General features: G+C 62.3%; 27 protein-coding genes and 1 pseudogene. 5 read left to right on the top strand and 23 right to left on the bottom strand.

Annotated elements, in window-relative coordinates:
* Positions 1-252 precede the first annotated feature (252 nt).
* A complete protein-coding gene (locus tag EGJ86_RS10505; protein WP_125835064.1) occupies positions 253-1,008 on the top strand; it encodes a M48 family metalloprotease in 756 nt (251 codons plus the stop codon).
* A 51-nt stretch (positions 1,009-1,059) separates the two neighbouring features.
* Positions 1,060-1,449: a lysozyme inhibitor LprI family protein gene (locus tag EGJ86_RS10500; protein WP_106732240.1), complete on the top strand. Its 390-nt coding sequence runs from the start codon at positions 1,060-1,062 to the stop codon at positions 1,447-1,449.
* Here EGJ86_RS10500 and EGJ86_RS10495 read toward each other — a convergent pair.
* The 4 genes and pseudogenes from EGJ86_RS10495 to EGJ86_RS10480 all read right to left on the bottom strand — a co-directional run bounded on the left by EGJ86_RS10495 (position 1,446) and on the right by EGJ86_RS10480 (position 4,310).
* Complete coding sequence (locus EGJ86_RS10495; RefSeq protein WP_125835063.1) at positions 1,446-2,639, bottom strand: winged helix-turn-helix domain-containing protein; 1,194 nt, start codon at positions 2,637-2,639, stop codon at positions 1,446-1,448. The two genes, EGJ86_RS10500 and EGJ86_RS10495, sit on opposite strands and share 4 nt — an antisense overlap.
* 14 nt (positions 2,640-2,653) lie before the next feature.
* Positions 2,654-3,100 (bottom strand): annotated as a pseudogene (locus tag EGJ86_RS10490) (DUF3291 domain-containing protein).
* Between the two features lie 16 nt (positions 3,101-3,116).
* On the bottom strand, positions 3,117-4,061 hold the full coding sequence (locus EGJ86_RS10485) for a DMT family transporter (RefSeq protein ID WP_125835062.1): 945 nt from the start codon (positions 4,059-4,061) through the stop codon (positions 3,117-3,119).
* 24 nt (positions 4,062-4,085) lie between these two features.
* Positions 4,086-4,310, bottom strand: coding sequence for a DUF1127 domain-containing protein (locus tag EGJ86_RS10480; RefSeq protein ID WP_099524006.1), 225 nt, complete (start codon positions 4,308-4,310; stop codon positions 4,086-4,088).
* Between the two features lie 97 nt (positions 4,311-4,407).
* On the opposite strand from EGJ86_RS10480, the gene EGJ86_RS10475 reads away from it, so the two are divergent.
* Entirely contained in the window at positions 4,408-5,262 is an 855-nt protein-coding gene (locus tag EGJ86_RS10475; RefSeq protein WP_125835061.1) for a LysR substrate-binding domain-containing protein, read from the top strand.
* Here EGJ86_RS10475 and EGJ86_RS10470 read toward each other — a convergent pair.
* Positions 5,257-6,024, bottom strand: coding sequence for a sulfite exporter TauE/SafE family protein (locus EGJ86_RS10470; protein ID WP_125835060.1), 768 nt, complete (start codon positions 6,022-6,024; stop codon positions 5,257-5,259). The genes EGJ86_RS10475 and EGJ86_RS10470 overlap by 6 nt on opposite strands.
* A gap of 100 nt (positions 6,025-6,124) precedes the next feature.
* On the opposite strand from EGJ86_RS10470, the gene EGJ86_RS10465 reads away from it, so the two are divergent.
* The gene (locus tag EGJ86_RS10465; protein WP_125835059.1) at positions 6,125-7,087 is read left to right on the top strand and encodes a LysR family transcriptional regulator; all 963 of its coding nucleotides are present in this window, start codon (positions 6,125-6,127) and stop codon (positions 7,085-7,087) included.
* A gap of 94 nt (positions 7,088-7,181) precedes the next feature.
* Here the strand turns inward: EGJ86_RS10465 and efp are convergent, their stop codons facing one another.
* The 3 genes from efp to EGJ86_RS10450 all read right to left on the bottom strand — a co-directional run bounded on the left by efp (position 7,182) and on the right by EGJ86_RS10450 (position 9,246).
* Positions 7,182-7,754: an elongation factor P gene (gene efp / locus EGJ86_RS10460; protein ID WP_003460252.1), complete on the bottom strand. Its 573-nt coding sequence runs from the start codon at positions 7,752-7,754 to the stop codon at positions 7,182-7,184.
* Between the two features lie 34 nt (positions 7,755-7,788).
* The gene (gene earP / locus EGJ86_RS10455; RefSeq protein ID WP_125835058.1) at positions 7,789-8,931 is read right to left on the bottom strand and encodes an elongation factor P maturation arginine rhamnosyltransferase EarP; all 1,143 of its coding nucleotides are present in this window, start codon (positions 8,929-8,931) and stop codon (positions 7,789-7,791) included.
* A gap of 108 nt (positions 8,932-9,039) precedes the next feature.
* Entirely contained in the window at positions 9,040-9,246 is a 207-nt protein-coding gene (locus tag EGJ86_RS10450) for a hypothetical protein (protein ID WP_125835057.1), read from the bottom strand.
* An 88-nt stretch (positions 9,247-9,334) separates the two neighbouring features.
* Here EGJ86_RS10450 and EGJ86_RS25330 point away from each other — a divergent pair, with 88 nt between their 5' ends.
* On the top strand, positions 9,335-9,463 hold the full coding sequence (locus tag EGJ86_RS25330; RefSeq protein ID WP_256672411.1) for a hypothetical protein: 129 nt from the start codon (positions 9,335-9,337) through the stop codon (positions 9,461-9,463).
* A 944-nt stretch (positions 9,464-10,407) separates the two neighbouring features.
* Here the strand turns inward: EGJ86_RS25330 and EGJ86_RS10445 are convergent.
* The 15 genes from EGJ86_RS10445 to EGJ86_RS10370 all read right to left on the bottom strand — a co-directional run bounded on the left by EGJ86_RS10445 (position 10,408) and on the right by EGJ86_RS10370 (position 22,825).
* Complete coding sequence (locus EGJ86_RS10445; RefSeq protein ID WP_125835056.1) at positions 10,408-10,965, bottom strand: recombinase family protein; 558 nt, start codon at positions 10,963-10,965, stop codon at positions 10,408-10,410.
* 145 nt (positions 10,966-11,110) lie between these two features.
* Positions 11,111-11,329, bottom strand: a complete 219-nt coding sequence (locus EGJ86_RS10440) for a DUF4224 domain-containing protein (protein WP_125835055.1) — start codon at positions 11,327-11,329, stop codon at positions 11,111-11,113.
* 48 nt (positions 11,330-11,377) lie between these two features.
* On the bottom strand, positions 11,378-14,284 hold the full coding sequence (locus EGJ86_RS10435) for a DUF927 domain-containing protein (protein WP_125835054.1): 2,907 nt from the start codon (positions 14,282-14,284) through the stop codon (positions 11,378-11,380).
* Entirely contained in the window at positions 14,281-14,517 is a 237-nt protein-coding gene (locus EGJ86_RS10430) for a hypothetical protein (protein ID WP_125835053.1), read from the bottom strand. Before EGJ86_RS10430 ends, EGJ86_RS10435 begins: the two co-directional genes overlap by 4 nt.
* Positions 14,514-14,798, bottom strand: coding sequence for a hypothetical protein (locus EGJ86_RS10425; protein ID WP_125835052.1), 285 nt, complete (start codon positions 14,796-14,798; stop codon positions 14,514-14,516). Before EGJ86_RS10425 ends, EGJ86_RS10430 begins: the two co-directional genes overlap by 4 nt.
* Positions 14,795-15,112 carry a hypothetical protein gene (locus EGJ86_RS10420; RefSeq protein WP_125835051.1) on the bottom strand — a complete coding sequence of 106 codons (318 nt, stop codon included), beginning with the start codon at positions 15,110-15,112 and terminating at the stop codon, positions 14,795-14,797. The genes EGJ86_RS10425 and EGJ86_RS10420 overlap by 4 nt, the downstream gene beginning before the upstream one ends.
* Entirely contained in the window at positions 15,105-15,416 is a 312-nt protein-coding gene (locus EGJ86_RS10415) for a hypothetical protein (RefSeq protein ID WP_125835050.1), read from the bottom strand. Before EGJ86_RS10415 ends, EGJ86_RS10420 begins: the two co-directional genes overlap by 8 nt.
* A 382-nt stretch (positions 15,417-15,798) precedes the next feature.
* Positions 15,799-15,981: a hypothetical protein gene (locus EGJ86_RS25325; protein WP_256672410.1), complete on the bottom strand. Its 183-nt coding sequence runs from the start codon at positions 15,979-15,981 to the stop codon at positions 15,799-15,801.
* Positions 15,982-16,124: 143 nt separating this feature from the next.
* Positions 16,125-16,808, bottom strand: coding sequence for a hypothetical protein (locus tag EGJ86_RS10400; protein ID WP_125835048.1), 684 nt, complete (start codon positions 16,806-16,808; stop codon positions 16,125-16,127).
* Positions 16,805-17,188, bottom strand: coding sequence for a hypothetical protein (locus EGJ86_RS10395; protein ID WP_125835047.1), 384 nt, complete (start codon positions 17,186-17,188; stop codon positions 16,805-16,807). The genes EGJ86_RS10400 and EGJ86_RS10395 overlap by 4 nt, the downstream gene beginning before the upstream one ends.
* A 197-nt stretch (positions 17,189-17,385) precedes the next feature.
* A complete protein-coding gene (locus tag EGJ86_RS10390; RefSeq protein ID WP_158620899.1) occupies positions 17,386-20,940 on the bottom strand; it encodes a tape measure protein in 3,555 nt (1,184 codons plus the stop codon).
* A gap of 108 nt (positions 20,941-21,048) precedes the next feature.
* Positions 21,049-21,369, bottom strand: a complete 321-nt coding sequence (locus EGJ86_RS10385; protein WP_125835045.1) for a hypothetical protein — start codon at positions 21,367-21,369, stop codon at positions 21,049-21,051.
* Between the two features lie 111 nt (positions 21,370-21,480).
* Positions 21,481-21,735: an AlpA family transcriptional regulator gene (locus EGJ86_RS10380; RefSeq protein WP_256672409.1), complete on the bottom strand. Its 255-nt coding sequence runs from the start codon at positions 21,733-21,735 to the stop codon at positions 21,481-21,483.
* A 9-nt stretch (positions 21,736-21,744) separates the two neighbouring features.
* On the bottom strand, positions 21,745-21,999 hold the full coding sequence (locus EGJ86_RS10375; RefSeq protein ID WP_125835044.1) for a helix-turn-helix domain-containing protein: 255 nt from the start codon (positions 21,997-21,999) through the stop codon (positions 21,745-21,747).
* Positions 22,000-22,120: 121 nt separating this feature from the next.
* Positions 22,121-22,825, bottom strand: a complete 705-nt coding sequence (locus EGJ86_RS10370; RefSeq protein ID WP_125835043.1) for a hypothetical protein — start codon at positions 22,823-22,825, stop codon at positions 22,121-22,123.
* Positions 22,826-22,930 lie beyond the last annotated feature (105 nt).

Here is a 22,930-nt window from a genome sequence, read left to right as displayed (position 1 = left end):
CCCCCCCACCCCTACACCCCCCCTCCCCCCCCCCCCCCTCCCCCCCCCCCCTCCCCCCCCCCCCCCCGCTCCCCCCCCCGCCCCCCCCCCCCCCCCCCCCCGCCCGCCCCGCCCCCCCCCCGAACCGGCTCGCACTTCTTCTCTGCGCTATCCGGCATAATGCCGCCCCAACGCGAGCACCGTGCAGGTGCCAGAGATGCTACCCAGCCGGAAAGGACTCGCGGCCAACCCCCCTCAACAAGGACGATGACCATGCAACTGCGCACCACCCTCTCCGCTTTCGCCCTGTCCAGCGCTGCATTGCTGACTGGCTGCCAGAACATGCCCCCCGCCGCCATGCTGCAATCGGGCCTGATGGCCGTACAGGCCGCGACTCTCAGCGACGCCGAAGTACGCAGCATGTCCGACCAGGCGTGCGCCGAAATGGATGCCGAAGCCACTATCGCTGGCCCGAACAGCCCATACAGCAAGCGTCTGGACAAGATCGCCAACAACCTCGGTCATCAGATCAACGGCACGCCGATCACCTACAAGGTGTACCAGGCCGACGAGGTCAACGCCTGGGCCATGGCCAACGGTTGCGTACGTGTCTACAGCGGCCTGATGGACCTGATGACCGACAACGAAGTGGAAGGCGTGCTCGGCCACGAGATTGGACACGTCGCCCTTGGCCACAGCAAAAAAGCCATGCAGACCGCCTACGCCACCACCGCCGCACGCAATGCTGCAGCCGCTTCGGGCAATGCCTCCGTCGCCGCCCTGTCCGCCTCGCAGCTCGGCGCCCTGGGTGAGCAATTGGTCAACGCGCAGTTCTCGCAAAGCCAGGAAAACGCCGCCGACAACTTCTCCTTCGACCTGCTGACCCAGCGCAACATCCCGCGCGACGGCCTGGTCACCGCGTTCGAGAAGCTGGCCAAGCTGGGCGGCGGCGAAAGCAGCATGTTCTCCTCGCACCCGGGCTCCAGCGACCGCGCCGCCAACATGCGCACCCGCCTGGCGGCCAAGTAAGCATCAGGTTCAGGGGCTGCAGTGCAGCCCCTGTCTCATTGGGAGATTGCCATGTCGATACTGCGTAACGGCTTGCTGCCGCTCACTCTGCTGCTGCCGCTCGGCGCCTGGGGTGATTACGACAAGCAGTACCAGGCCTGCCTGGACGCCAGCGGGATGATCAACAACGCCAGCGTCGCCGGCTGCGCCGAAGGCGTATCGGAAACGGTGAAAAAGGAGATGAACCGCGTCTACCAGCAGCTGTTCCTCAAGCTGCAGGAAAGCCAGCCAGTGGACGCCGAACAGCTGGAAACGGCGCAGAAGGCCTGGTTGATCTACCGCAACGGCCAGTGCGACCTGCAGGGCAAGCACGTCGGCTCGCCGATGTACTACACCTGCCCGATGGAGTTGAATATCCAGCGCGTCGAGGAACTGAAGTTCCTGCTGGAAAACGGCGGCTAATCGAGCAAACCTCGCAGATTGACGCTCGGCGCCAGCCACACCTCTTCCAGGCCCAGCCAATGCGCCAGCGCGCGCAGCGAATCGGCCAGCGCCAGACGCGCCTCCTCACTCAGCACTGCCTCCTCCAGATGCACAGCATGCACTGCCAGGCGCCCGGCCGCGCGCTCGCTGCGCAGATCCACCCGCGCCAGCAGGCGTTCATGGTGCAGAAACGGCAGCACGTAGTAGCCATACACGCGCTTGGCCTGCGGAGTGTAGATCTCCAGCCGATAGCGGAAGCCGAACAACCGCTCGGTGCGCTCGCGCTCCCAGATCAGTGAATCGAACGGCGACAGCAGCGCACTATGGCGAATACGCCGGGGAATGCGCGGCTCGCCCCGGCAATAGGCCGCCTGCCGCCAACCCTGCACCGTGACGGGCAACAGCTCGCCCGCCTCCACCAGTTCAGCGATACGGCGCTTGCTGTCACTGACGTCCAACCGGTAGTAGTCGCGCAAATCGCGCTCGGTCGCCACGCCCAGGGCATCGGCAGAACGCAGCAACAAGCGGCGCTGCGCTTCGCCCTCATCCAGGTCCGGGTGGTTCAGCACCTCCGCGGGAATGACCCGCTCCGGCAGATCGTATAGCCGCTCGAAGCCACGCCGCCCAGCCACAGTGACTTCGCCTGCGGCGAACAGCCACTCCAGCGCCGTCTTCTCCGCGCTCCAATCCCACCAGGGGCCGGCCTTCTCGGTACGCGAGGACAGACTGCCGGCGCCCAGTGCACCGCGCTCGCGCACGGCCTGCAGCACGCTATCTAAAACGTCGCGACGCTCGACACCGAACTTCGCCAACTCGCGATAGATGCCCTGCCCATCCGCGGCTCGGCGCATTCGCCAGCGCAGCAGCGGAAATAGCTCCAGCGGCAACAAGGAGGCTTCATGCCCCCAGTACTCGAACAAACGCCGGCGCCGCGCGCGGCCCCAGGCCAGTTCATCGAGGTGCTCGGCCTGGTAAGGACCGAGGCGGGAAAACGCTGGCAGATAGTGCGAGCGCACCAGGGCATTGACCGAATCGATCTGCAACACGCCCAAACGCTCGATCTGCGTCTGCAGGTGCTTGTGGCCAACGGCGCCGCGTGGCGTACGGCCGAAACCCTGGGCAGCCAGGGCCAGACGGCGCGCTTCAGCGAGAGAAAGAGAAAGGGTCATGGCGACTCAGCCTATCAGGCTGGCGCCGCGAACGCATGACGGAAGGTGAAGGCCTGCGCCGTCGCGCCATGCTCGCGCAGATGAGCCAGGCGTTCGGCAGCCTCGGTCACGCTTGGCCGATGCCCCGCCGGCACCCACCACAGCACCTGATGCGCCTGCTCGACACGCTCGAACCATTCGCGGCGACGCTTGAGCATCTCGGTATGCGCGGACTTGTAGACGTAGTCACTGAGCGACTGCACATCCTCCCAAACCGACATGTTGACCAGCACCTCCTCACCGAACGGGCGGATTGCCGTGGCGTCGCCCGCCTCGTCCTGCTAACGCCAGACATAGCCGGGCGAATCTTCTGCCAGCGCATTGATACGCTCCAGATTGGCGACGAAGTCAGCCATCTCCGGTGATTCCAGCGGCGTCTTCATCCAGGCGATGTTCAGTTGAGCCAAGTGATAAACGGGCAATTTCAGCCTCCTTGCGTCAGGGTTGTTGCGACAGGCCACGCCAACCGGCCAGGCGACGGCGCAACCAGGCCTCGCTACTGACCAGGGTGATGCCCGACAGCACCAGCGCCGCGCCGATGATGAAGTTCAGGGTCAGCGGTTCGTCCAGCACCAGCACGCCGAAGGTGACGCCAAACAGCGGGGTCATGAAGGAGAACACTGCCATGTTCGAAGCCAGGTAGCGGCGCAGCAGCCAGAACCAGGTCAGGTAGGTGAAGAACGACACCACCACGCCCTGCAGCAGAATGCTGGCGATGGCCACAGGCGTCCAACGCAGCAGGGACAGGTCCACCACCGTCAGCGCATAGGCCAGCAACAGCACGAACGCCACCGCCAACTGATAGAACAGGGTCAACCCGGCCGGAGCCTCGGACAGGCGCGAACCCCGCACGACGACCGTGGTCGCGCCCCAGGCCATACCAGCGCACAGCCCCAACGCATCGCCCAGCAACATACCGGCATCGACCTCAGCCCAGTTGTCACCAACGCCAAATGCCATCACCACCCCGCCGAAACACAAGGTGATACCCAGCCACTGCAGGCGTCGCAAGCGCTCGCTGGGCAACAGAAAGTGCAGCCCAAGTGCCGAGAAGATCGGCGCGGTGTAAAGAAATACCGCCATATGCGAAGCCGTGGTGTAGCGCAGGCCAAGGGCGATGAAGAAGAACTCCAGTGCGAACAACACGCCCGCCAGCAGTCCAGCCAGCCACGTCGAGCTGACCCATTCGCGCCATCCGCGCTGCCACAGCAAGAGCAAGCCGACCAGTACGGCGGCGATGCCGGAGCGCAAAGCCACCTGCAGCATGGGCGCGATATCGTCCGCGGCCAGCTTGATCGCCACCTGCTGACTGCCCCAGATGGCGCATAACAACATCATCAGCTGGAACAGGAAAAAATCGGAGCCCTTGCGCACCGCAGTCATTCAACAACTCCTGTCATGTACTACTCACTTTTTCAGCGGGTCATCCCAGAACGGCCGTTCGGCCTCCTGCAACACATCAGCTCGGGACAGTCCCAAGTCCTTCAATGCAGCATCATTCAGTTGCGCCAGCTGTGCCCGCTCGCGAGCCAGTTGACGCCAGCGCCGCAGCATACGCCATACACCGCCCAGCGACGGCAACCGTTCGAAGTGGATAGCCTGAGCCAACGCATAACCTTTCTGACCTTTCATCTTTTCGCCCTCCCTGTGGGGTTGGCGTCAGTGTCGGGTCCAGCTTAAGATCAATCCAACGAATGTTTCTTATGGCATCCATCTCGAGGATTGATGAATGGCCTTCCACCCCAGTATTGATACCGAATTGCTGCGCAGCTTCGTTGCCATCGCCGACACCGGCGGTTTCACCCGCGCCGCAGAAACGGTCAATCGCACCCAGTCAGCCGTAAGCATGCAGATGAAGCGGCTGGAAGAAGACGTGGTGCAGCGCCCGTTGTTCGAACGCGACGGGCGCCAGGTGCGGCTGACGCCAGAGGGCCAGGTGCTGCTGGGTTATGCGCGGCGCATCCTCAAACTGCATGGCGAGGTACTCAACACTCTGCGCGAACCGCATATGGTCGGTGCCGTGCGCATCGGTACGCCGGACGACTACGTGATGCGCTTTCTGCCGGAGATTCTCTCGCGCTTCGCCCAGGCCTATCCGCTGGTGCAAGTGGAGGTGCATTGCGAGCCGTCGGGACAACTGCTGCTGCGCCAGGATCTGGACCTCACAATCGTCACCCGCCAACCCGGCAAGGAGATCGGCCAACTGCTGCGCCAGGAGCGCTTCGCCTGGGCCGTGGCCCAGGGCTTCTGCCCGCACGAGCAGAAGCCCATGCCGCTGGCCATGTTCAATGCCGACTGCTTCTGCCGCGAATGGGCCTGCAACGCGCTGGACACGATGGGTCGTCCCTACCGCATCGCCTACACCAGCCCCAGCCTGTCGGCGATCTTCGCTGTGGTGCGCGCTGGCCTGGCCGTTACCGCGCAGCTGCAAAGCCTGATCACCCCCGACCTGCGCATGCTCGGCGAAGCCGAGGGCCTGCCGCTGCTGCCACTGACCAGTATCGTACTGCTACGCAACGAAAGTAGCCAGTCACCCGTGACCGAGTGCCTGGCCGATCACATCGTCGAAGGTTTTCGCTTATAGGCTGCCGCTCGACTCCAGTGCCAACATCAGCGCACAGAGCAGCAGGAAGCCGCAGAACAGGGTACGCAGCAGGCGCTCCGGCAGCGAATGCGCCAGGCGCACGCCCCAACTGATGCTGAGCAGGCCGCCAACCGCCAGCGGCACGCCCATCCACCAGTTAACCTGACCGTGCACAGCGTAGGTAAACAGCGTCACCCCGGTGCTGGGCAGCGCCAGGGATAGCGAAAGACCCTGTGCCACCACCTGCGTGGTGCCGAACACACTGGTCAGCACCGGCGTCGCCACCACGGCGCCGCCCACGCCAAACAGCCCGCCCATTGCGCCGGACACCCCGCCCAGCACACCAAACCAACCCCAGTGATGACGCAGCTCGCCGCTGGCCGGCGCCTGAGCCATCAGCATACGCAGCAGGTTGTAGGCCGCCAAAGCCAGTAGAAAACCGACGAAGGCCCAGCGCATGGTGCGCGAATCCACCTCCACCGCATACAGGGAGGCCAACCAGGCGCAAAAGAAGCTGGTAACGCCGAGTAGCAGGGCATAGCGCAGATCGATGCGATTGCGTTGATGGTAACGCCAGATCGCCAGCATCACGTTCGGCACCACCATGACCAGTGCAGTCCCCTGAGCAAGCTGCTGATCCAGCCCAAAGACAATGCCCAGCACCGGAATGGCGATCAACCCACCACCGATGCCGAACAAGCCGCCCAATGTTCCCAGGCCCAACCCCAGCAACAGATTCAGCAACAGGTCGAACAGATTCATGACACCTCCAGATAGAGGACGCATGTTAGCCAGTCACGGCTAGCGCGGAAACGCACAGCAACGCACAATGGCTTTGCTTAATACGCACAAGCAGGCTGCCATGAACCCCGATACCCTGACCGACCAACTGGAACTCTTTCTCGACGTGCTGGAGACCGGTAGCTTCTCCGCAGCCGCCAGACGTCACCCGCTCACACCCTCGGCCGTGGCACGCCGCATCGATGCCCTGGAGCGCGCCATGGGCAGCGGTCTGTTCAGTCGCACGACCCATGCAGTACGCGTCACACCGGCGGGTCTGGCATTCGCCGAACGTGCCCGACGTATCCTCGCCGAGTTGCACCTGGCGCGCGCCGAAGCGGTCTCCTTGAGCAGCGCACCCGAAGGCATGATCCGTATCGATGCCCCCTCGCCTTTCGGCAGACGCCACCTGGCCCCGGCGATTGCCGAGTTCCTGCGCGCCAACCCTGGGCTGGACGTGCAACTGCGGCTGATCGACAGCTTCATCGACCTGCAGGGCGAGCACCTGGGCGAGGTGGACATCGTCGTGCGCATCGGCCCGCTACCGGACAGCCGATTGGTCGCCACGCCCCTGGCATCGATGACCCGCATCGTCTGCGCCAGCCCGGACTACCTGCGTCGACGCGGCATCCCACGTAGCCCACTGGAACTGGAGCAACACGACGGCCTCGACTGGGATAGTCTCGCCCCACCCTACGCGTGGCGCTTCGAAGTCGACGGCAAATTGCAGCTGTGTAAACCCAAGCGTTTGCGTCAGACCAGCAACAATGCCGAGACCTTGCTGTTCAGCGCCCTCGCTGGCCTTGGCGTGGCACACCTGCCCACCTGGATGAGCAGCGATCATTTACAGCGCGGCGAGCTGATCCCGCTGTTCTGCGAACAGGGCTTGCCGCCCGTCGAGCCGGTGAGCATCTACGCCTTGCGCCTGGAACGCGAAGCCAGCCCACGGACGCGGCTGTTGCTGAGTTTCCTGAAGCAGCGCTTTGGCTTTCCACCGCCCTGGGACCAGGCGCTACAGGTCAGCCTGGCCATGCCGCAGCAGTAAGGCTTGTGTGGGAGCGGCTTCAGCCGCGATAGCGCCCTGAAAATCAGGCACAAAAAACCCGGCGACTAGGCCGGGTTTCTCGTGCAGCTTACGCTCAGGCCGGAGCCTGGGTGCGGCCCTTGTAGGAACCGTCACGGGTATCGATCTCGATCCAGTCGTCGATGTCGACGAACTCGGCAACCTTGATCTCGGTACCGTTGCGCAGTTTGGCAGGCTTCATCACCTTACCGGAGGTGTCGCCACGAGCAGCGTTCTCGGTGTAGACAACCTGACGCACAATGGTGGTCGGCAGGTCAACGGAGATCACTTTGCCTTCGAAGAACACGGCTTCGCAGACGTCGCTCATGCCTTCTTCGATGAACGGCAGAACGCTTTCCAGATCTTCGGAACGCAGCTCGTAAGAGTTGTATTCCGGGTCCATGAACACGTAATCCTCACCGCTGATGTAGGACAGGTTCACTTCCTTGCGCTCGAGAATCACCGGCTCCATCTTGTCGTCGGCTTTGTAGACGGTCTCGGTCTTGGAACCGTTGAGCAGGTTCTTCAGCTTCATCTTGACGATGGCGCTGTTACGACCGGACTTGGTGAACTCGGCCTTCTGGATCAGCCACGGCTGGCCATCGATCAGGGCCACGCTGTTGACTCTCATTTCTTGTGCAGTTTTCATGCGGATATCCGAAATATGCGGGAGGTACAGAAATCTAGGCCGCGTATGATAGCCAATTTAAGTAAAACTGTTCCAGCGTCGTGGCAAGATCCGACCGAGCGGCCTGCTGATCGCACCACTGCTCGGCGTGTCGCTGCAGTGCCGGCCATGCCGCGAGAAGCGCAGGCCAGGCCGCTTCCATCCCCTCGCCGGTGTTCCACGCACGCCAGAATTCAGCCTGAGCGGCGGCAGCTTCCGACATCAGATCGGCGCCGTAGATCGCCAGAAACGCCTCAAGTTTGTCCCAGTGCGCCCTCTCCTCTTGCGGGTAAATGTGCCAGAGCAGCGGTCGACCGGCCCATTGCGCGCGGATGAAGGAGTCCTCACCGCGCACCGCATTAAAATCGCAGCACCACAACAGGCGGTCGTAGTCGTCCTGGGCCACGAAAGGCAGCACATGGATCAGCAGGTTACCGCGCCTGCTGTGATCACCCGGCACCAACGGCCCCTCACCTAGCCAGGCCTGCAAATCGGCAAGAATCTTGCCCTGCGGCACCAGCAGCTGCGTCAGCTGCGGATCGGCCACCAGTGCATCCAGCCATCCTGCCAGGCCCGTGTTCTCATAGGCGAATAGAGAAATCAGCCGCGCCCCGGGCTCACGCACCACGCCGAGTGACTGCAGGAACGCCTGCTGCGCCCGCGCGTCAGCCTGATAGGCACGCCGCCGCGCCAACAGATCGGCTTCGCGCAGCAAACCGCCCGTGCCCTCCACGAATCCAGGGAAGAAAAAGAACTTCTGCAAGCCTCCAGGCTGCGGCGATGGCAGGCCATGACAGCCCGCAACCCAGTCCTCGGCGCTGAGATACTCAAGGTTCAGCCACAAACAGTGCGTGCCGCTGATAGTCATCGCCTCGATATAAGACGCAGGTAACTGACAGGCGAAGGCCTCGACCACCACTTGCGCGGGCTCAACCGCAGGGAACGGCTCTACCCACTGGCGCACCTCGACACCACTCCAATGCTGACATTGAGCATCAAGGCTGGCCTCGGGGCACAAGCGTACGAACGCCCCCAGCTCGTCGACCCACAGACGCACCGCATGCCCCTGCTCGGCCACCAGTTGCCGGGCCAGCCGCCAAGTCACGCCGATATCACCGTAGTTGTCGACCACGCTGCAGAAGATGTCCCACCTGGCCACACTGCGCCCCTTCGGAAAATGATCGCTATTCTAACCGGCGAACAAGAAAAAGCCCGCCAGAGGCGGGCCAAGGGGAGCGCTGGAGCGAGCGCGGGGTAAAACAGTGAATCAGGCCAGCAGCGAATCGCCCTCACGACGAATAGCGCTGCTGAGCATCCAGACCGCCTGGCAAGCCAACGCAGCCTCGCGGGAAGCGAAGGGGCCGGCTTTTGGCTGGCCGTCCACCATCACCAGCCAGCACGTCATATGACCGTCGGAACGGAGCTCAGCCGGCACCGCACTACCAACCAGGGAAACCACATCGATACGGGACATCATGACCTCCAATCCAACTCAAGCTCTGTTGGGCTCAACATTAGGTCGATGCCGCGCTAGATAGAAATCAGTGCTCTCGATAGTGACCATGGATATCGCCAATGGCAGCAGCACAGGTGCCGACACAGGCTGTGCCGTGCACCTGACAGGCAAGAGTAGCTACGCAAAGAAAGAAGCCCTCAAGGCCGAAACCTTGACGGCTCAGAAGCACGTCTAGATGCATGCGGGAACATACGGGCACAAAAAAACCGGCTAAAGAGGCCGGTTTAATTGGGTTTCAGAGTCATGTGGGAACATCTGAAAACATGTCATTGGTGCCGAAGCCGGACTAGAACACAGCAGCTCAAGGTCTCGTATTTACTGGCTACAGCCATTTTTTGTCTTACTCCGTATCCCCAAACGTATTCCTAAAACCAAACTCCCCCCTCCAATTCGCACAGCACCCACCCCTGCAGGCCGCCTCCGAACGGAAGCGGAACCCCTCCTGTCGTTCGTCTATCTGGAAAAAGTCCGCGGTCTACGTCACCGCATAGCCGAACCAACTGAGGAAGGACCCAACATGAAAGACGGACATCCCTGACGACCGATCAGCTAGAGCGCGGTCGGGGCTCGAATTACCCGCATAGGGTGGCGGCCTATCGGGAGGACCCGCCGTCTACATGAGTCATTCTCATGCTTAACCTGGGATTTCAACAGTTAACCAATTTCAATAATTCACTAACTTTCAGAGCCATGCACTAGCCCGAGAGCGGGGCTCGAATTACCCGTGGCAGGCTTTCCCACGCAGGGGCCCCGGCCAGATGCAGCAACACCCTGACGCGTCCAGTATGAGCACGGCGCATGGACCTCCATCGCTGGCGGCACTCACCCCTTACGGGGTGCGGGGGCGCAATCCATACCTCTCGAATAACTGGTGTTCTCGGTGTTCTTGGTGTTCCTAAACAGCTGCATCCCAGCAACGGCGGGGCTTGTGGCGATGGAACACAATTGCGAGAAAGGTGGAACACTTGGTGTTCTGAACACCAATGGTGTTCCGATCATGCGGAAGCCGGTCGGAGATTCTGACAGCGGTAGCGGGCGATCAAACGGAACACCACAGGCGGGCCCGCAGGAGGAAAGGCAGAGGCATGGTGCCCAAGCCGAGCGGCTCGGGCGGATGAATCACTTGTTCCAGTGGCGCTTGACTGTCGGCAGGCTAAGCCCCAGCTCGGCAGCCGCCTGGCTCTGGCTCAGGCCCTTGGCCTTGCAGGTTTGCACGGCCTTGGTGGTCTCGACTGCCTCGGGGCGACCGGCCTTCTTGCTGGTACGGGCCAAGCCTTCCTTGGTGCGTTCCTTGATGCGGTCGCGCTCGAAGGCAGCTACAGCAGCCAGGACGGTGAGCTGCAGCTTACCGGCTGCGCTGGTCAGGTCTACGCCGTCCAGATCGAGGCTGCGCACATGGATGGAGCGGGCGGCCAGGACTTCGATGGTGGAAAGCACGTCCTGCACGTCGCGGCCAAGGCGATCCAGCTTGAGCACCACCAGCACATCGCCGGCTTCCATTCGATCTGCCATCTTGGAGAACTCTGGACGCTGCAGCGCAGGAACACCACCAGACACCTGCTCAGCAAACCAGCGATGCGGCTGCACATCGAAGCCCTTCTGCTGCAAAGCCAACAACTGGTTGTCGGTGGATTGCTCCAGAGTCGAGACGCGGCCGTAGGCGAAGACGCGATTCATGGTGTGCCCTGCTGGTATCGTTTAAGGTGGGATCATTATCTATCGGTATCAATAAATAGTAAACCCGCATTTGTTGATACCAATTAGGCAGGGTGTTTTGCTAGTATCAATAAACGGTCGTTTTATGACACCAGAAGAGGGAGATTCAGCGAGCCGAGCCCGGAAGCCGCAACCTGGGCTCCCGAGGTTCTGCCGATGCCACAGATGATCCCCCGAGCCTCGCAACCACCACAGCGCGCAACACCTTCGGCAGACCATCGCCGCCAACCAGAAATGCTATGGCCTGAGCTTCGAGCCAGCGTTTCTGTGCCGAGGGCTTCTGGTAGCCAGTCAGTTCACGCAATTCAGCATCCGATAAAAACATGACCCCTCCTATTGCAGAAGGGGCATAGAGTGCCAGAGCGGCCGCTACTCAAGCCGCCGCCGCTAAGGCTTCATCTTCATCAGCAAACAGCCTGGCACCGTCCACCACATATGCCCGCCCCTTGGGCATGCCTGGCAGCGCGATGGACTGGGCGGCCTTGCCATCCTTGCCGGGCTGCAATATCTCCCGCTCCACCAGCACGCGGTTGACGTTTCGCAGGTTCATGCCCTTGAACACCTCATCACGCCAGGCGGTGGGCAACAGGTAGTAGGTAGCGCTGGTGTAAAGCACGTCACCGCAGCCGTGTTCGATGGTGCGCCGGAAGCCAAGCCGGTCAACCGTTCGCGGTGCGTGTTCGTCCACCTTGGCCGCCACGTTGTCCCAGCGGGTAAAGCGCCCCTCGCCATAGCGCTCGATAGTCAGGCGCAGGCGCTGCACTATGGCGTCACCTTCCAGATTGCCAGCCCCGCCCCGCTCTGCCAGCCAGGCGCCCAGGCACACCCTGGCGGCATGCGTGGCCGTACCATCTGGCCAGCCCGTGACGCCCAGCGCCGTAGCCAGCTCCCCGGCTGCAGCAGCAAGCCCGAACCGCGCGGCCGCTCGCTGAGCCTGGCCGCTGGCGCTGGCTGGCAACGCCTCGGCGATGAAGCGCTCAACCGTGCTGCGCACCATGGCCGTATAACCTAGCAGCTTGCCCGGCTCGCAGAGGGCCGACAGGAAGGCGAGGGCCGGCGTGCCGTAGAACCTGCCCACCCGTGCCTTGAGTGCATCTGACAGCGCGGCCGCATCGTCGAAGCCATGCAACGCCTCGAACAGCCCAAGCCCCTTGCTGGCATCAGCCGGCACGGCCAGCAAGCGCACTTCCATCCCGGCTTTCAGTTCCTTGTGTGCCTCGGCCATGTGCTGCGCCAAGGTCTTCTCCCCAGTCGAGAGGAACAGCAAGCGCCACTCCTGCACCTGGCGCCCGGCCTGGCCGCGATCATTGGCGCGGGCCTTGCCGGTGCCGTTGCCCAGCATGTACACCGTTTCACCGATGATCCTCGGGTCACACATGCCAATTTCATCGAGCACCAGCAGCCCGTCAGAGTGCGCAGCGGCGATGCTCTCCAGGGCGTTATCGGTCGAGCGCCACGAGCGCACCAGGCGCGGGCCACCCCATACCGAGGCGGCCACCTGCAAGTGCGTGGTCTTGCCGCCTGAGCTATCGCCGTAGAGGTGGAAGCCGCCCGACTCAGCGCCCAGCAGGTTCAGCAGTGGGCCGGCGAAGGCCACGCACACCACGAACGCCAAGCGGTTGTTGCCCACGCACAGCGCACCAACCTGCTGCTGCCATTGCTCCAAGGTGCCGAACTGGCTAATTGGCGGGAGCTGGGCGCCCGCTTCGTAGAAGTGCAGGTGCTCAACGCTCTGGCCTATCTGGCGATCCGGCAGCAGGTAGGCGTCGCCATGCCAGCCTAGGCGCGTGACCAGGCGAGCGCGCTCGCTGCTGTCGTAACCCTGTAGGTAGCTCTGCAGGTCGTTGCGGGAGTTGCGGGCGGTGCGCAGCGGCGCCAAGCGTAGGCCCATATCTACCAGCGGCCCCAGCACATCCTTGCCGAAGTCCCCGGCCATGCTGCGCTGGGGAATGTTCAGCCGTTTGCTGGCGCCGTCCGGGTCGTCGAACTCCACCAGCAGTCCCCAACCATGGCCCTTTTCGTCGCGGGTGCGCGCCAGGATCTCCAGGCGCGAACACACAGGCCGCGCCTCGCCATCCTCGCCGGCATAGAACACGCCATCGGCGGTGACGCGAAAGCCGGCCGGCATCGGCGCTGGCTTCTCGGTAGTTGCCAGCTTGCTGCTGGCGCTGGCCTTGGTCCCCTTTCCTTTGCCCGCTGGCGCAGCAGCCGGCGCCAGCGCGAACAGTTCCCCGGTGCGATCCAGCTCTGCCAGGTGCGCCGCCGTCCAGCCCTTGGCCACTGCATCGGCGGCGTCGTCGCCCTCGGCCCATTCGCCACCAGGGGCAAAGGTGGGCCGGTCGCCATTGAGGCCCGGCCGCTGGCTGAACACCGCAAGTGCTACCGAGCGCACCGAGGCCGCGCCAAGCTGGCGCAGGTGCTCGGCCAGGGCATCCATGCACTTGAGGCCGGGTGCGTCGTTGTCCGGCCACAGCAGCACATCGCGGCCGGCAAGTGGAGCGAAGTCGGCTTTCTGCCAAGAGTTGGTGCCGTTGGGCCAGCAGGTAGCGACGTAGCCGGGCAACAGCTCGGCGGCAGCGTCTGCCGCTTTCTCGCCTTCGCCCAGCACCACCGGGTCATCTGCGCGGGGGGCCAGCTCCTCGAGGCGCAGCAGCGGGCGCGGCGCGGGCAACCCCTGCCAACGCCAGGACTGCGGGCCATTGCCCGAGTGCTTGCACCAAGTCAGTGGAGCGAACACCTTGCGCGGCGTGCCGCTCTCATCCGGCCCCAGGTCGAAGCGATACAGCACCATCAACGGTTGGCCATCGGCGGCGCGGTAGATCCACACCTTCGACGGTGTGCCGTTCTTCCCGTGCTGCGTGGGAAGCTTGCGCATCGCCTCATCAGGGATCGGTAACACCGGTACCCACTCGGGCGCCTTGGGCTTGTTGCTGGCCGGCGCGCTGGCGCTGACAGTGCCGGGCGTAACACCCAGGAAGGCCGCCAGCTTGTTGCAAGCGTCCACCTCGCTGCCACCGTCCAGGTAGTGCACCAGGTCGATCAGGTCGCCGCCCTTGTCGCCAGTGGCGAAGTCGCTCCAGGTGCCCTTGGCCAAGTTCACCTTGAGCGAGCCCGCGCGCTTGTCGGCCCGCGTTGGGTTTGGTGCGGTGTATTCCTTGCCGCCGTCCACCCGTTTGCCACCGGGCAACCAGTGCGACAGCACCCGGTCGATGGCCTGCAGGGCGGCGCGTTTCACCTCGGCAAAGGTGGGGTATTTCTTGCGGTCTTGGTCGTCGGTCATTCGTCGCCCTCCCGCTTCCTGGCAGCGCTGTAGAGGCTGCTACCGGCAGTTTTAACCATCGCCCCCAAGGCTTTCACGGCATAGTGCAGAGCGTTCATCTCCTCGCTGCTCAGCTCGCGTTCCGTCAGCATCAAACCGATGCCCTCCAGCCCGATACCTGCACCTTGGAGTTCATCCCCACTACGTAGAACGTCTTGCAGGAACAGGTCTTCCTCAAAGGTTTTTTTGCTCACTCGACACCACCTTTCCGGTCAACCGGAATGCTGGTCGCGTCACCATAGAGAGCAAGCGCTCTAATCTGCTCAAGCAGGCCCTGGACACCCCACAGTGCATTGCAGATCAGATAGTCCGCAGACCGACGATCAGACTCGCCGTTGAACTCAGCCATTAGAAAATGCAAAACAGCGTCGGCGCGGGAACAGGCCGCGGTGATTGCGTCAATGGGAATGCCAGGCTCGGCAGTGCGATCAACAGTCATGATGGTTTCTGGCAGGCTGCAATCAACAGGCTTCATTGCTCAACTCCTTGCCGTGCCGCGCGTTGAATCTGGTAAGCAGCAACCTGCAGCGCAGCGGCATCATTCACCAGCATCCGTACAGCATTGAAGCAGCCGGCAATCTCCTTGTTGTCGCTGGACTCAAAGTCAGCCAGGCAGCTCAGGAGGCCAAGCAAACACTGAGCAGCGTCCTGCCGCATATCAGCTTCGTTCATCAAGTCCATATGACTGGTATCAGCTCGATAGCCCAACACTGAATTTCCAGTAAAAGCACTCTCCAGCGCCACGAACTCCATCGGCTGCCTGGTGGCGTGGTTCTGTTGATTACGCATGGCTCACCTCCTGAGCTTCCAGCGTCAGGGAGCGGACGTGCTCGAGGTGCTCACGCAGGTTGGCTGCACGGATGCGAACGCGGTAGCCACCCGGCAACCAGGCCAGTGCCTGGCTGGCATCGCTGGTGGCCTGGCACTGCTCGGCCTGCGCTTCCAGTTCGCGAGCCTTGGCCATGGCGACGTTGTAGCGAGCCAGGCGAACGGACAGGGACGAGTCGGCGTGAAGCGCGGCGAAGGCGCGGGCCTTCAGGGCGGCGGCGTGTTGCTGAATTGCGGACGGATTGAGGGCGTTCGGGTGCTTCATGGGTAGTGCTCCTTTCGTTGAGGAGCTGCCACGAACCGTCGCCAAACGATTATGGGTGGCAGCCGTGCGCAGGTTGGCGAACCGGGACGAAAGGAACCCGGCAGACCCGAAGGTCTCCCGCGCACGACCACCATAAAGCGACATTGCGGGCACAAAAAAAGCGCCTGCATTGGTCTTTGTGGCGCCTGTGCGCCTTTCGTAGATCGGGTCGCCAAACCCGGTCGCTGGATTAACAGCGACGGGCGCAGAGTAGCGCGGCCATTGGGGCTGCGCAAGGTTCAACAGAGCGAGCATCGCTTGCACGATGCCCAGGCAAGGCATAGATTGAGTAAACACAGCGCGTCACCTCCAACGCCCTCGGCTGCAACCGGGGGCGTTCTCGTTAGTGGGTCATGTAACGTTCAAGGCGCAAAGTCAGCAGCGGCAGATAGCCGCCTGCGATCATTTGCCGGGCTTCGGTGTAGGCATCGGCCATCTGCTCGGTCGTCAGTGCTGCTGCGATAAGCGGCGGCAAATGCAACGCCAGCACACACCAGGTTCCATCTGGCCAGCTCAGCACCAGCACTTGGGCGCCCCGCTCTACCTGGCGTCGCCGGTAGCGTTCCAAGCGCCGTATGCAAGCAGCCGAAAAGCCAATCTGGTGGATGATCTCGAAGGGCTGTGGCGTGCCGCACCCTGCGGGGTTGGATTGCCTTGGGACGGATTGCATTAGGCGGCCCCTTTCATCAACGCCAGCAGGGGCGGGTCGCCCACATCACCGCGCAGCCAGGCAGCAATCCGCACATCCTCGGCCAGCGACTTGGCGCGAACGGCAGTCAGTGCAGCACGGCGCGTCTCGACTGACTGATGCTCACAGGTCTCTTGGTCGGCCTCACCTGTTCCGGCCACGCCGCTCCAGGGCAGCTCCACCCCACGTTGGGAAAACGAGCGCTGCAGCCCCTGCTCTGCGAGCTGGCTCTTGGCTGCCGCCTTGCGCTCAGCATCGAGCTCAGTTTCCAACCAAGCCGCCCATGCGGCTTCATCATCGAGATAGGGGGCGGGTTGCTCCAGACGGTACAGAACCCATTGCCTGATCCGCCCCGAGCTCGCCAATGCGTTTCGCTCAGCTGGCTTCATCGCGAACTGTCCGTCGCCAACTACGGCGCCGTACTGAAGCTCAGCCGTGCGCGTGCGCAATAGTTCGGCTAGCTCATAACGGTCATGTTCGGATGGCACCACCAGGCCCGCAGCGTTGACGAACAGGGCGCGATCCTCCGCGCAGTTCCAGCAGATAGTGGTGATGGTCAGCTGCTGGCGGCATGGGGCACCATCATGGTGTCGCAGTACCAGGCCGAAGCCGAGGCCCGTAGGGTCAAAGTACGGCCCGGCAAAGGGACGGCGGTTGTTTTTCATGCTGGATTCTCCGCTTGGATGGATGAAGAAAAAGGAAGCACCACGACCGATACGCTGGCCGGATCACCACCCGCCTGAGCCAACTGACGGCGCACCCACATAGCTTTGGTTTCGGCCTTGCTGAAGTCGAAGGTTTGGAGGTGCAGGCGAAATACCAACCAGCGGCGATCGGCACATTCACCTGAGCCAAGCGCTGTGGCGCCGGACTCAAAGATGACGATTTCAGCAACAGGGCAACCGAGCCGGGCCGCCACAACGGCGGCGTGCTGAGCAGTTACGGGCCGGGGCGATGCCTCAATGACCTCTACGGCGCTGTAGGGCTCAAGCTCACCGCAGGCGAGAGCCAGCAAGTTCCGCGCTGTCTCAACCTTCTCCTCCATCGTGTCGCCCGGTACCGAACTGACTGAGCCCTCATGTGCGCGCCCTAGCTCGACTATTGCGGATGGGTAAAGCGCCGACAGCCGGTCTATTGCCGCGCCGGCCTCAGCAGCCGAGGGAAGTGGACCTATGGACATAACCTTCAAGATTGGGTGCTTGACCCATACGCCCCAGTAGCGAGACTGATTTAATCTGGCCATCAACGTGATCTCCCCGTAGATCCGAACTTCATGCGTAGACGCTTGAGCTCACTGCCTACCGAGTTGTGGACGATCACCTGCACTGGCTGCGCGCCACCCAAGTCGAGCCCAATAATCCCGTGATCAGTCAGGTCATACCCCTGACGGCCATCCGCTTTCTGCTCGATTCGACTCGCCACTGCTGGCACGCTCGGCACCAGAGCGCTACTCACCAATCCACCATCGGCGAACCGGGGCAATTGGCGGCTGTTGAGCTGCTGAAGCAGCGCGGAGCCGTAGTGCCTTACGGCATCCGCGCGCATGACGAACTCCCCGTTGGAGAGCCTGGCCAAAATGCTGTCACTGGTGCCGCTGCCTGGCCCGCGGATCAGTCCGCCTTCGGCGTAGCCATCAACTTGGCCAGCAGGGGCGACGCCGGCTTGCCCAGCCACTGGCGTAACCGGAATGACCAACTCCCGCTTGAAGCGCTGTGCCAGCTCGGCAACCTGCTGCTGTGCCTGGGTGGCGGCCTCCTGATCGATCTGCAATTCCACATCCACAGGCGGCAAGTTTGTGAAGCTGTTTTCACCATCCTGGCGGATGCCCTTGGGCAGCACACCGACCTCAATTGGCGGCAGGTTCGTCCAGCTATTCGCACCATCCTGGCGGATGCCTTGCGGCGTCACTACGACATCAACCGGGGGCAAGTTCGTCCAGCTGTTGGGGCCGTCCTGGCGAATGCCAGCAACCCTCACCTCGGCATCCACAGCGGGGACGTTGGTGAAGCTGTTCGGGCCGGTTTGCCTGATCTGTGTTTGTGCTGGTGTAGCAGCGGGACCGTTCGGCGTACTAGCTGGAGGCTTGGCGTTGCCGGCCGGTGCTGGTGAGGTATTTGCGGCAGGCAGATTGGGCAGCTCCAAGGCACGCCCGGTGGCCTGCGCCAACTGAGCAAGTTGGGCGTACAGCTTGTCCAGCGCCGTCTGATCCATCTTGACGGTGATGGTGGTTTCCTTCAGCTCATCAAGCAGCTTTTTCAGGTCGGCCGTTTGCTTCTGCGCTTGCTCGAAACTGCTCTTGGCCTTGTCGAGGCTGACCTTGTCGGCCTGATCCTCGATATCTTTCAAGCTCTTGATGAAGCCCTCGAAGCCGTAGGTGTTTTCGCCGGCATCCGCCAGATCCAGCAGCATCTTCAGAGCAGCTTGAGCGTTCTTCTTGGCACGCTCGAAGTCATTGGCCTCCAGCGCCTGGCGTGCAGCTACGCGCAGGCTCATGGCGTTGCCGAAGCTGGCCTGGCCGGTACCGCCAGAGCGCAGGCGCTCCAACGCATCCTTGTAGCGAGTTTCGGTGTCGAGCTGTGCCTGCTTGGCCTTGTCCAGCTCCTTGAGCGCTTCCCGTTCGGCCTTCGCCCGAGCCTTTAGCGCATCGGCGGAGGCCTTCACTTCGGCGTCACGCAGCTTCGCCAGCTCGCTGAACTTCTCGCGTTTGGCAGCCACCTCCTGCTGGTCTAACTTCTTCTGCTCCTCGAGCGCCAGGCGCTCTGCCTCGCGCTGCTGGCGTGCCGCCTCCCGCTGCGCCTTGTAGGCCTCCAGGCTCATGCCGGACAGCTCGGCACCGACCTTGGCGATTTCCTCTTCCAGCTCCTGGCGCCACCGCACCAACCCTTCCGGGTCGAACTGCTTCATCAACAAGGCCACCGTATTGGAGCCGATGAAGCTGTCACCAGTGATCGCGTTATTGACCTCTTTCAAGGTCTTTTCCAGCCTGGTCAGCTTGTCGACGTTGCCGCTGGCCTTGGCTGCCGCATAGCCGATGTTGTCGCCCAGCTCAGCGAAGCCGCTTGCAGCCGATACCGCAACGCTCGCCATATACACCATGGCAGAAGCAATCTTGACCAGGTTCTCGACGATCAGCGGATCACCGATGGTCTCAGTCAATTCCTCGATTGCCGCAACCAGGGGCTTAGTGTCGGCCTTGCCGATGGCGTCTTCCCAAGCGTTGTTGAGGCGGGTCAACGCATCGCTAACCAGGATGTTCATGCCATCGACAGCACTGCCCAGCGAATCGAGCTGGCCAATCAACGCCGGCACCCACACGTCCGTGGTGAGCTGCCCTTCGCTGGCCATCTTCGCCAGCTCTTCTCGGTTTCGCCCCAGAGAAGTCGTCAATGCATCAGCGATGGCCGGAGTAGTTCGGATCATCGCCTTGAACGCATCACCCTGCAGCTTGCCGTCCTGCAGAGCGTTGCTGAACTGTTGCAACGCAGCGGCTGCTCGCTCACCCCGGGCGGCACTGGCCACCAGGCCGAGGCCAACTGCCTCGACAAAGCTCAGCACCTCATCATTACTGAAACCGCGATCACGCAGGGGCGCCAGGGAGTTCACGAAGTTTTCGGCATTCCCCCGCATGTCCGTGAAGGTGCGGTCGCTGATATCGCGCAGCCGCTCCATGCCCTGTGCGTACTCTTCCTGGCTGCCACTGGCGAGCTTGATACGGTCGGTCAGCTCAACCCAGTTGTCGGCAGTGCGGATGACGCCTTGCAAGCCTCGAATTGCGGCATAGGCACCACCGAACTGCGCCGCCAGGGTGGCAGCCCCACCACCAAGGCGCGACCGCTGTTGTTCTGCGTTGACACCCCTTATCGCCTGCTGGGTCTCGCGCACTCGTTGAGTCAGGGTCTGCTGGGCAACTGTCAGTTCGCGGGTCGTAAGGTTGCCGCTGGTGCGCAGCAACTGGTACTGACCCCGTAGACGCTCCACCTCGACTTGTGCTGCACGATAACGACCAACGCCCAGATCCTGAGCTGCCGCCCTGACGGCCTGATCGTTGCGGCCGGATGCAAGCCCCTTGGCCAACGCATCTTGGAGCCGCTGCTGCTCGGCGGCCAGGTTGCGGGTATCGACCCCTGCCGCTTGCAACTCGGCGCGCTGCTCGCGCAGCTTCGCCCGCTGCCGATCAAACTCACGGGTGGTGGACGCCAGGCTGCGCTGCGTCGTTTGCAAGTCACGCTCGATCACCCGGACAGGTTGCGAGGCCTGCTTGTATGCCGCCTCTAGCTCTTTGACTGCCGCCCTGCTCTTGGCCAGCTCCTGCCGCTGCTCACGCAAGGCAACCTGCTGGCGCTTCAGCGTATCGGCCTGCTGGCTCCAGCCTTGGCGGGCGCCGGTCACTTCCTGCTGACTGGCACCACCACTGGCCATGGAGGCCTTCAGGGCGTCATAGGCGACTTTGGATTTCTGCACCGCCAGACGCTGGTCATCGAGCGCCTTTTTCTGCCGATCCACCGCAACGGCCACGCCGTCCGCCTGAGCACGTGCAGCGGCCAGCGACTTGGCCAGGGCATCCGATGGCCCCCTGACCTTGCTCAAGGCATCCTGCAGGCTTGCCACCCGCTGGCGGGTAGCGAAGAAAGTTGCCGCAGTAGCCTTGGCACTCTCCTGTGTTTTCTGCAGAGCATCAATCTGGCGTAGCGGCTTCTCTACCGACTTCACCAGCTCCTGATATTCCTTGCGAAAGCCACCGATGGCTTTGGTAGCCCCATCGGTATCGGCTGTCAGCTTCAGTTCAACGTCTGCCATTGGAACCTCCCGTGGCATTCAGTGACGCGAGAAAGAACGACCACGGATAGCAAGGGGCGCTGGCGTGCCCCAGTTGCACCATGCCCGTGATACACCGATCCAGCTCTCTCAAGCCGTGGGCGCCGCCGGCTTCACCAGACGCCCCATGAACGCGAAAAAATCGGGGTTCAACTCCTTGCAGAGTGCGATCACCTCCTGCAGTTGGGAGGGGCGCAGTTCGTCCACCTGCTCACGTGTCAGGCTGGTCATGCGCAGCAGGTCGGGGATAGCACAATCGGTGAACAGGGCTTCATCCACCAGGTCACGCTGCGGCTGCGGATTGAGCAGCTCGGCCAACCAGGTGCGAACCTGCAGCACGCTCATTTCACGGACGGTTACGGCGATGCTGCCGAGTTGGATTTCTTTGCTGTTGGTAAGGTGTTGAGACATGGGCATGTACCTTTGAATGGGCCGCGTGCAGGGGTAGCAATGGCCTCTCCTGCCGACGGCATGCAATTGATTGAATCGTGTAAGTCGGGGGGGCAAAGGCCCAGGACAGTTCTATGCCGCGTTGTGCTCACGCGCCGCGATACGAGCCTTAACCCAGGCTTGAACCTCGGCCAGTACGAAGCCGACCGGGGCACCACGAGCGTTGCTGTCGCTCAGCGGCACGGGCTTGGGAAAGGTGGGGTCGCTCTTGAGGCGCTTGTACACAGTGGAGCGCTGCAGGCCCGTCAATGCCAACAGCTCAGGCATCCGGATCAGCGTGGCATCAGGGTCGCGTGACGCTGGCGATATGGCGGTCGGCTTGCTCATGGCCACCCCCTACCCAACCGCGTTGCTGGTGCAGGTACGCCGCTCCAGCCAGGCCAACAGGTCGGCACGGCGGTAGCGGATACGAGCACCACAACGAACGAAGGCGAGCGCATGGCGCCCGGTGCTGCGCCAGGTGGCCAGAGTCTTTACGGAGAGCCCGAGCGTTTGCGCCGCCTGCTCGGGTGTTAGGAGGTCGGCGGGATCAAGCCCCGCGGTTGCGCTGGCATGCAAGGACGCAGCCGGCTGGGGGTAGTGGGTTTGCATGAAATGCCTCCGGGGTTCGATGGTGTACCCGTGGCCATGCTGTTATTTGATCGAAAAACTGTCTAAGACAGATAGCCGCCGTGATCTGTCCTAAGTCGTGGCACCGGCTATTGGCCTCAGCTCACACATCATCCCTCTGATGGAGAAAGCCCCAACGTGTCTTGCTCCAGACTCGCGATATCTGCCGCGCCAGGTTCGAGTCTGGACTGGTTTTCCATGTAGCTGGCACCCACTCCGGGCGCTCCTCACAAGCTGCAGCGCATGCATCCTCCAGGCTGAGAGCTGCATCACGCCGTCGCTTAAACGCGACAAGCGCCTGCAACTCAAACTCTTCCTTTCTCAGCTTTGGTCGTTTCTTAGCAGTAGGAAGCGCCCCTGATATAGCAAGTTCACCGATCACTTGCTTGATTTCTGGCCTGTCGAGTACCGCTGGACAATCTGATTTCAGATCGGCAATAGAGACCTCACCACGTCTTAGTTTTTGCGCGGTAAGTGTTACTTGGAGGCTGGTGTAAAAACGGCCGTACAGCATAAAAACACTGGCTGCATCTTCATCTTTCAGAGCAAGAACACGATTAATCGACGCCCCTGAAGCAGCCAGCACCATCAAAAAGTCCTGCCAGTTTTCCAGGTCAATACCGCCTTCGAGCGGCCCCTTATTTGAATCAATAGTAAAGCGCGCGCCATCCTCACACAGAGACAAATTGAAACCGTCATAGCCCGCAACCCCGACGGGTAGGTATTCAGATAAATAAACGAGCGGCCCTTCACAGTTGATTGTGACAACGCCCCGGCTCGTCTTGACCCTTATCTCATAATTATTCAATACCCCATGCCCCCTTTTCGGCACACAAAACCCGCGCGCGCATACGCTCTTTGTCTGCTGCCATCGTCGGCCAGAGCAGGCCAACAGGGCAGAGCTGGGCTGGTG

It is taken from the genome of Pseudomonas sp. o96-267 (assembly GCF_003935465.1).
Lineage (GTDB): Bacteria > Pseudomonadota > Gammaproteobacteria > Pseudomonadales > Pseudomonadaceae > Aquipseudomonas > Aquipseudomonas sediminis.
This window is presented reverse-complemented; position numbering and strand designations above follow the sequence as displayed.

What these genes read in the sequence shown, in the direction of transcription:
- EGJ86_RS10375 (WP_125835044.1), bottom strand. Translation starts at nt 21,999, where the DNA reads ATGCAAACCCACTACCCCCAGCCGGCTGCGTCCTTGCATGCCAGCGCA.
- EGJ86_RS10445 (WP_125835056.1), bottom strand. Translation starts at nt 10,965, where the DNA reads ATGAATCGCGTCTTCGCCTACGGCCGCGTCTCGACTCTGGAGCAATCC.
- EGJ86_RS10505 (WP_125835064.1), top strand. Translation starts at nt 253, where the DNA reads ATGCAACTGCGCACCACCCTCTCCGCTTTCGCCCTGTCCAGCGCTGCA.
- EGJ86_RS10425 (WP_125835052.1), bottom strand. Translation starts at nt 14,798, where the DNA reads ATGAAGCCTGTTGATTGCAGCCTGCCAGAAACCATCATGACTGTTGAT.
- EGJ86_RS10485 (WP_125835062.1), bottom strand. Translation starts at nt 4,061, where the DNA reads ATGACTGCGGTGCGCAAGGGCTCCGATTTTTTCCTGTTCCAGCTGATG.
- EGJ86_RS10435 (WP_125835054.1), bottom strand. Translation starts at nt 14,284, where the DNA reads ATGACCGACGACCAAGACCGCAAGAAATACCCCACCTTTGCCGAGGTG.
- EGJ86_RS10440 (WP_125835055.1), bottom strand. Translation starts at nt 11,329, where the DNA reads ATGTTTTTATCGGATGCTGAATTGCGTGAACTGACTGGCTACCAGAAG.
- EGJ86_RS10495 (WP_125835063.1), bottom strand. Translation starts at nt 2,639, where the DNA reads ATGACCCTTTCTCTTTCTCTCGCTGAAGCGCGCCGTCTGGCCCTGGCT.
- EGJ86_RS10420 (WP_125835051.1), bottom strand. Translation starts at nt 15,112, where the DNA reads ATGCGTAATCAACAGAACCACGCCACCAGGCAGCCGATGGAGTTCGTG.
- EGJ86_RS10500 (WP_106732240.1), top strand. Translation starts at nt 1,060, where the DNA reads ATGTCGATACTGCGTAACGGCTTGCTGCCGCTCACTCTGCTGCTGCCG.
- EGJ86_RS10390 (WP_158620899.1), bottom strand. Translation starts at nt 20,940, where the DNA reads ATGGCAGACGTTGAACTGAAGCTGACAGCCGATACCGATGGGGCTACC.
- efp (WP_003460252.1), bottom strand. Translation starts at nt 7,754, where the DNA reads ATGAAAACTGCACAAGAAATGAGAGTCAACAGCGTGGCCCTGATCGAT.
- EGJ86_RS10465 (WP_125835059.1), top strand. Translation starts at nt 6,125, where the DNA reads ATGAACCCCGATACCCTGACCGACCAACTGGAACTCTTTCTCGACGTG.
- EGJ86_RS10475 (WP_125835061.1), top strand. Translation starts at nt 4,408, where the DNA reads ATGGCCTTCCACCCCAGTATTGATACCGAATTGCTGCGCAGCTTCGTT.
- EGJ86_RS10470 (WP_125835060.1), bottom strand. Translation starts at nt 6,024, where the DNA reads ATGAATCTGTTCGACCTGTTGCTGAATCTGTTGCTGGGGTTGGGCCTG.
- EGJ86_RS10450 (WP_125835057.1), bottom strand. Translation starts at nt 9,246, where the DNA reads ATGTCCCGTATCGATGTGGTTTCCCTGGTTGGTAGTGCGGTGCCGGCT.
- EGJ86_RS10395 (WP_125835047.1), bottom strand. Translation starts at nt 17,188, where the DNA reads ATGGAGGAGAAGGTTGAGACAGCGCGGAACTTGCTGGCTCTCGCCTGC.
- EGJ86_RS10385 (WP_125835045.1), bottom strand. Translation starts at nt 21,369, where the DNA reads ATGTCTCAACACCTTACCAACAGCAAAGAAATCCAACTCGGCAGCATC.
- EGJ86_RS10380 (WP_256672409.1), bottom strand. Translation starts at nt 21,735, where the DNA reads ATGAGCAAGCCGACCGCCATATCGCCAGCGTCACGCGACCCTGATGCC.
- EGJ86_RS25330 (WP_256672411.1), top strand. Translation starts at nt 9,335, where the DNA reads ATGGATATCGCCAATGGCAGCAGCACAGGTGCCGACACAGGCTGTGCC.
- EGJ86_RS10400 (WP_125835048.1), bottom strand. Translation starts at nt 16,808, where the DNA reads ATGAAAAACAACCGCCGTCCCTTTGCCGGGCCGTACTTTGACCCTACG.
- EGJ86_RS10415 (WP_125835050.1), bottom strand. Translation starts at nt 15,416, where the DNA reads ATGAAGCACCCGAACGCCCTCAATCCGTCCGCAATTCAGCAACACGCC.
- EGJ86_RS10480 (WP_099524006.1), bottom strand. Translation starts at nt 4,310, where the DNA reads ATGAAAGGTCAGAAAGGTTATGCGTTGGCTCAGGCTATCCACTTCGAA.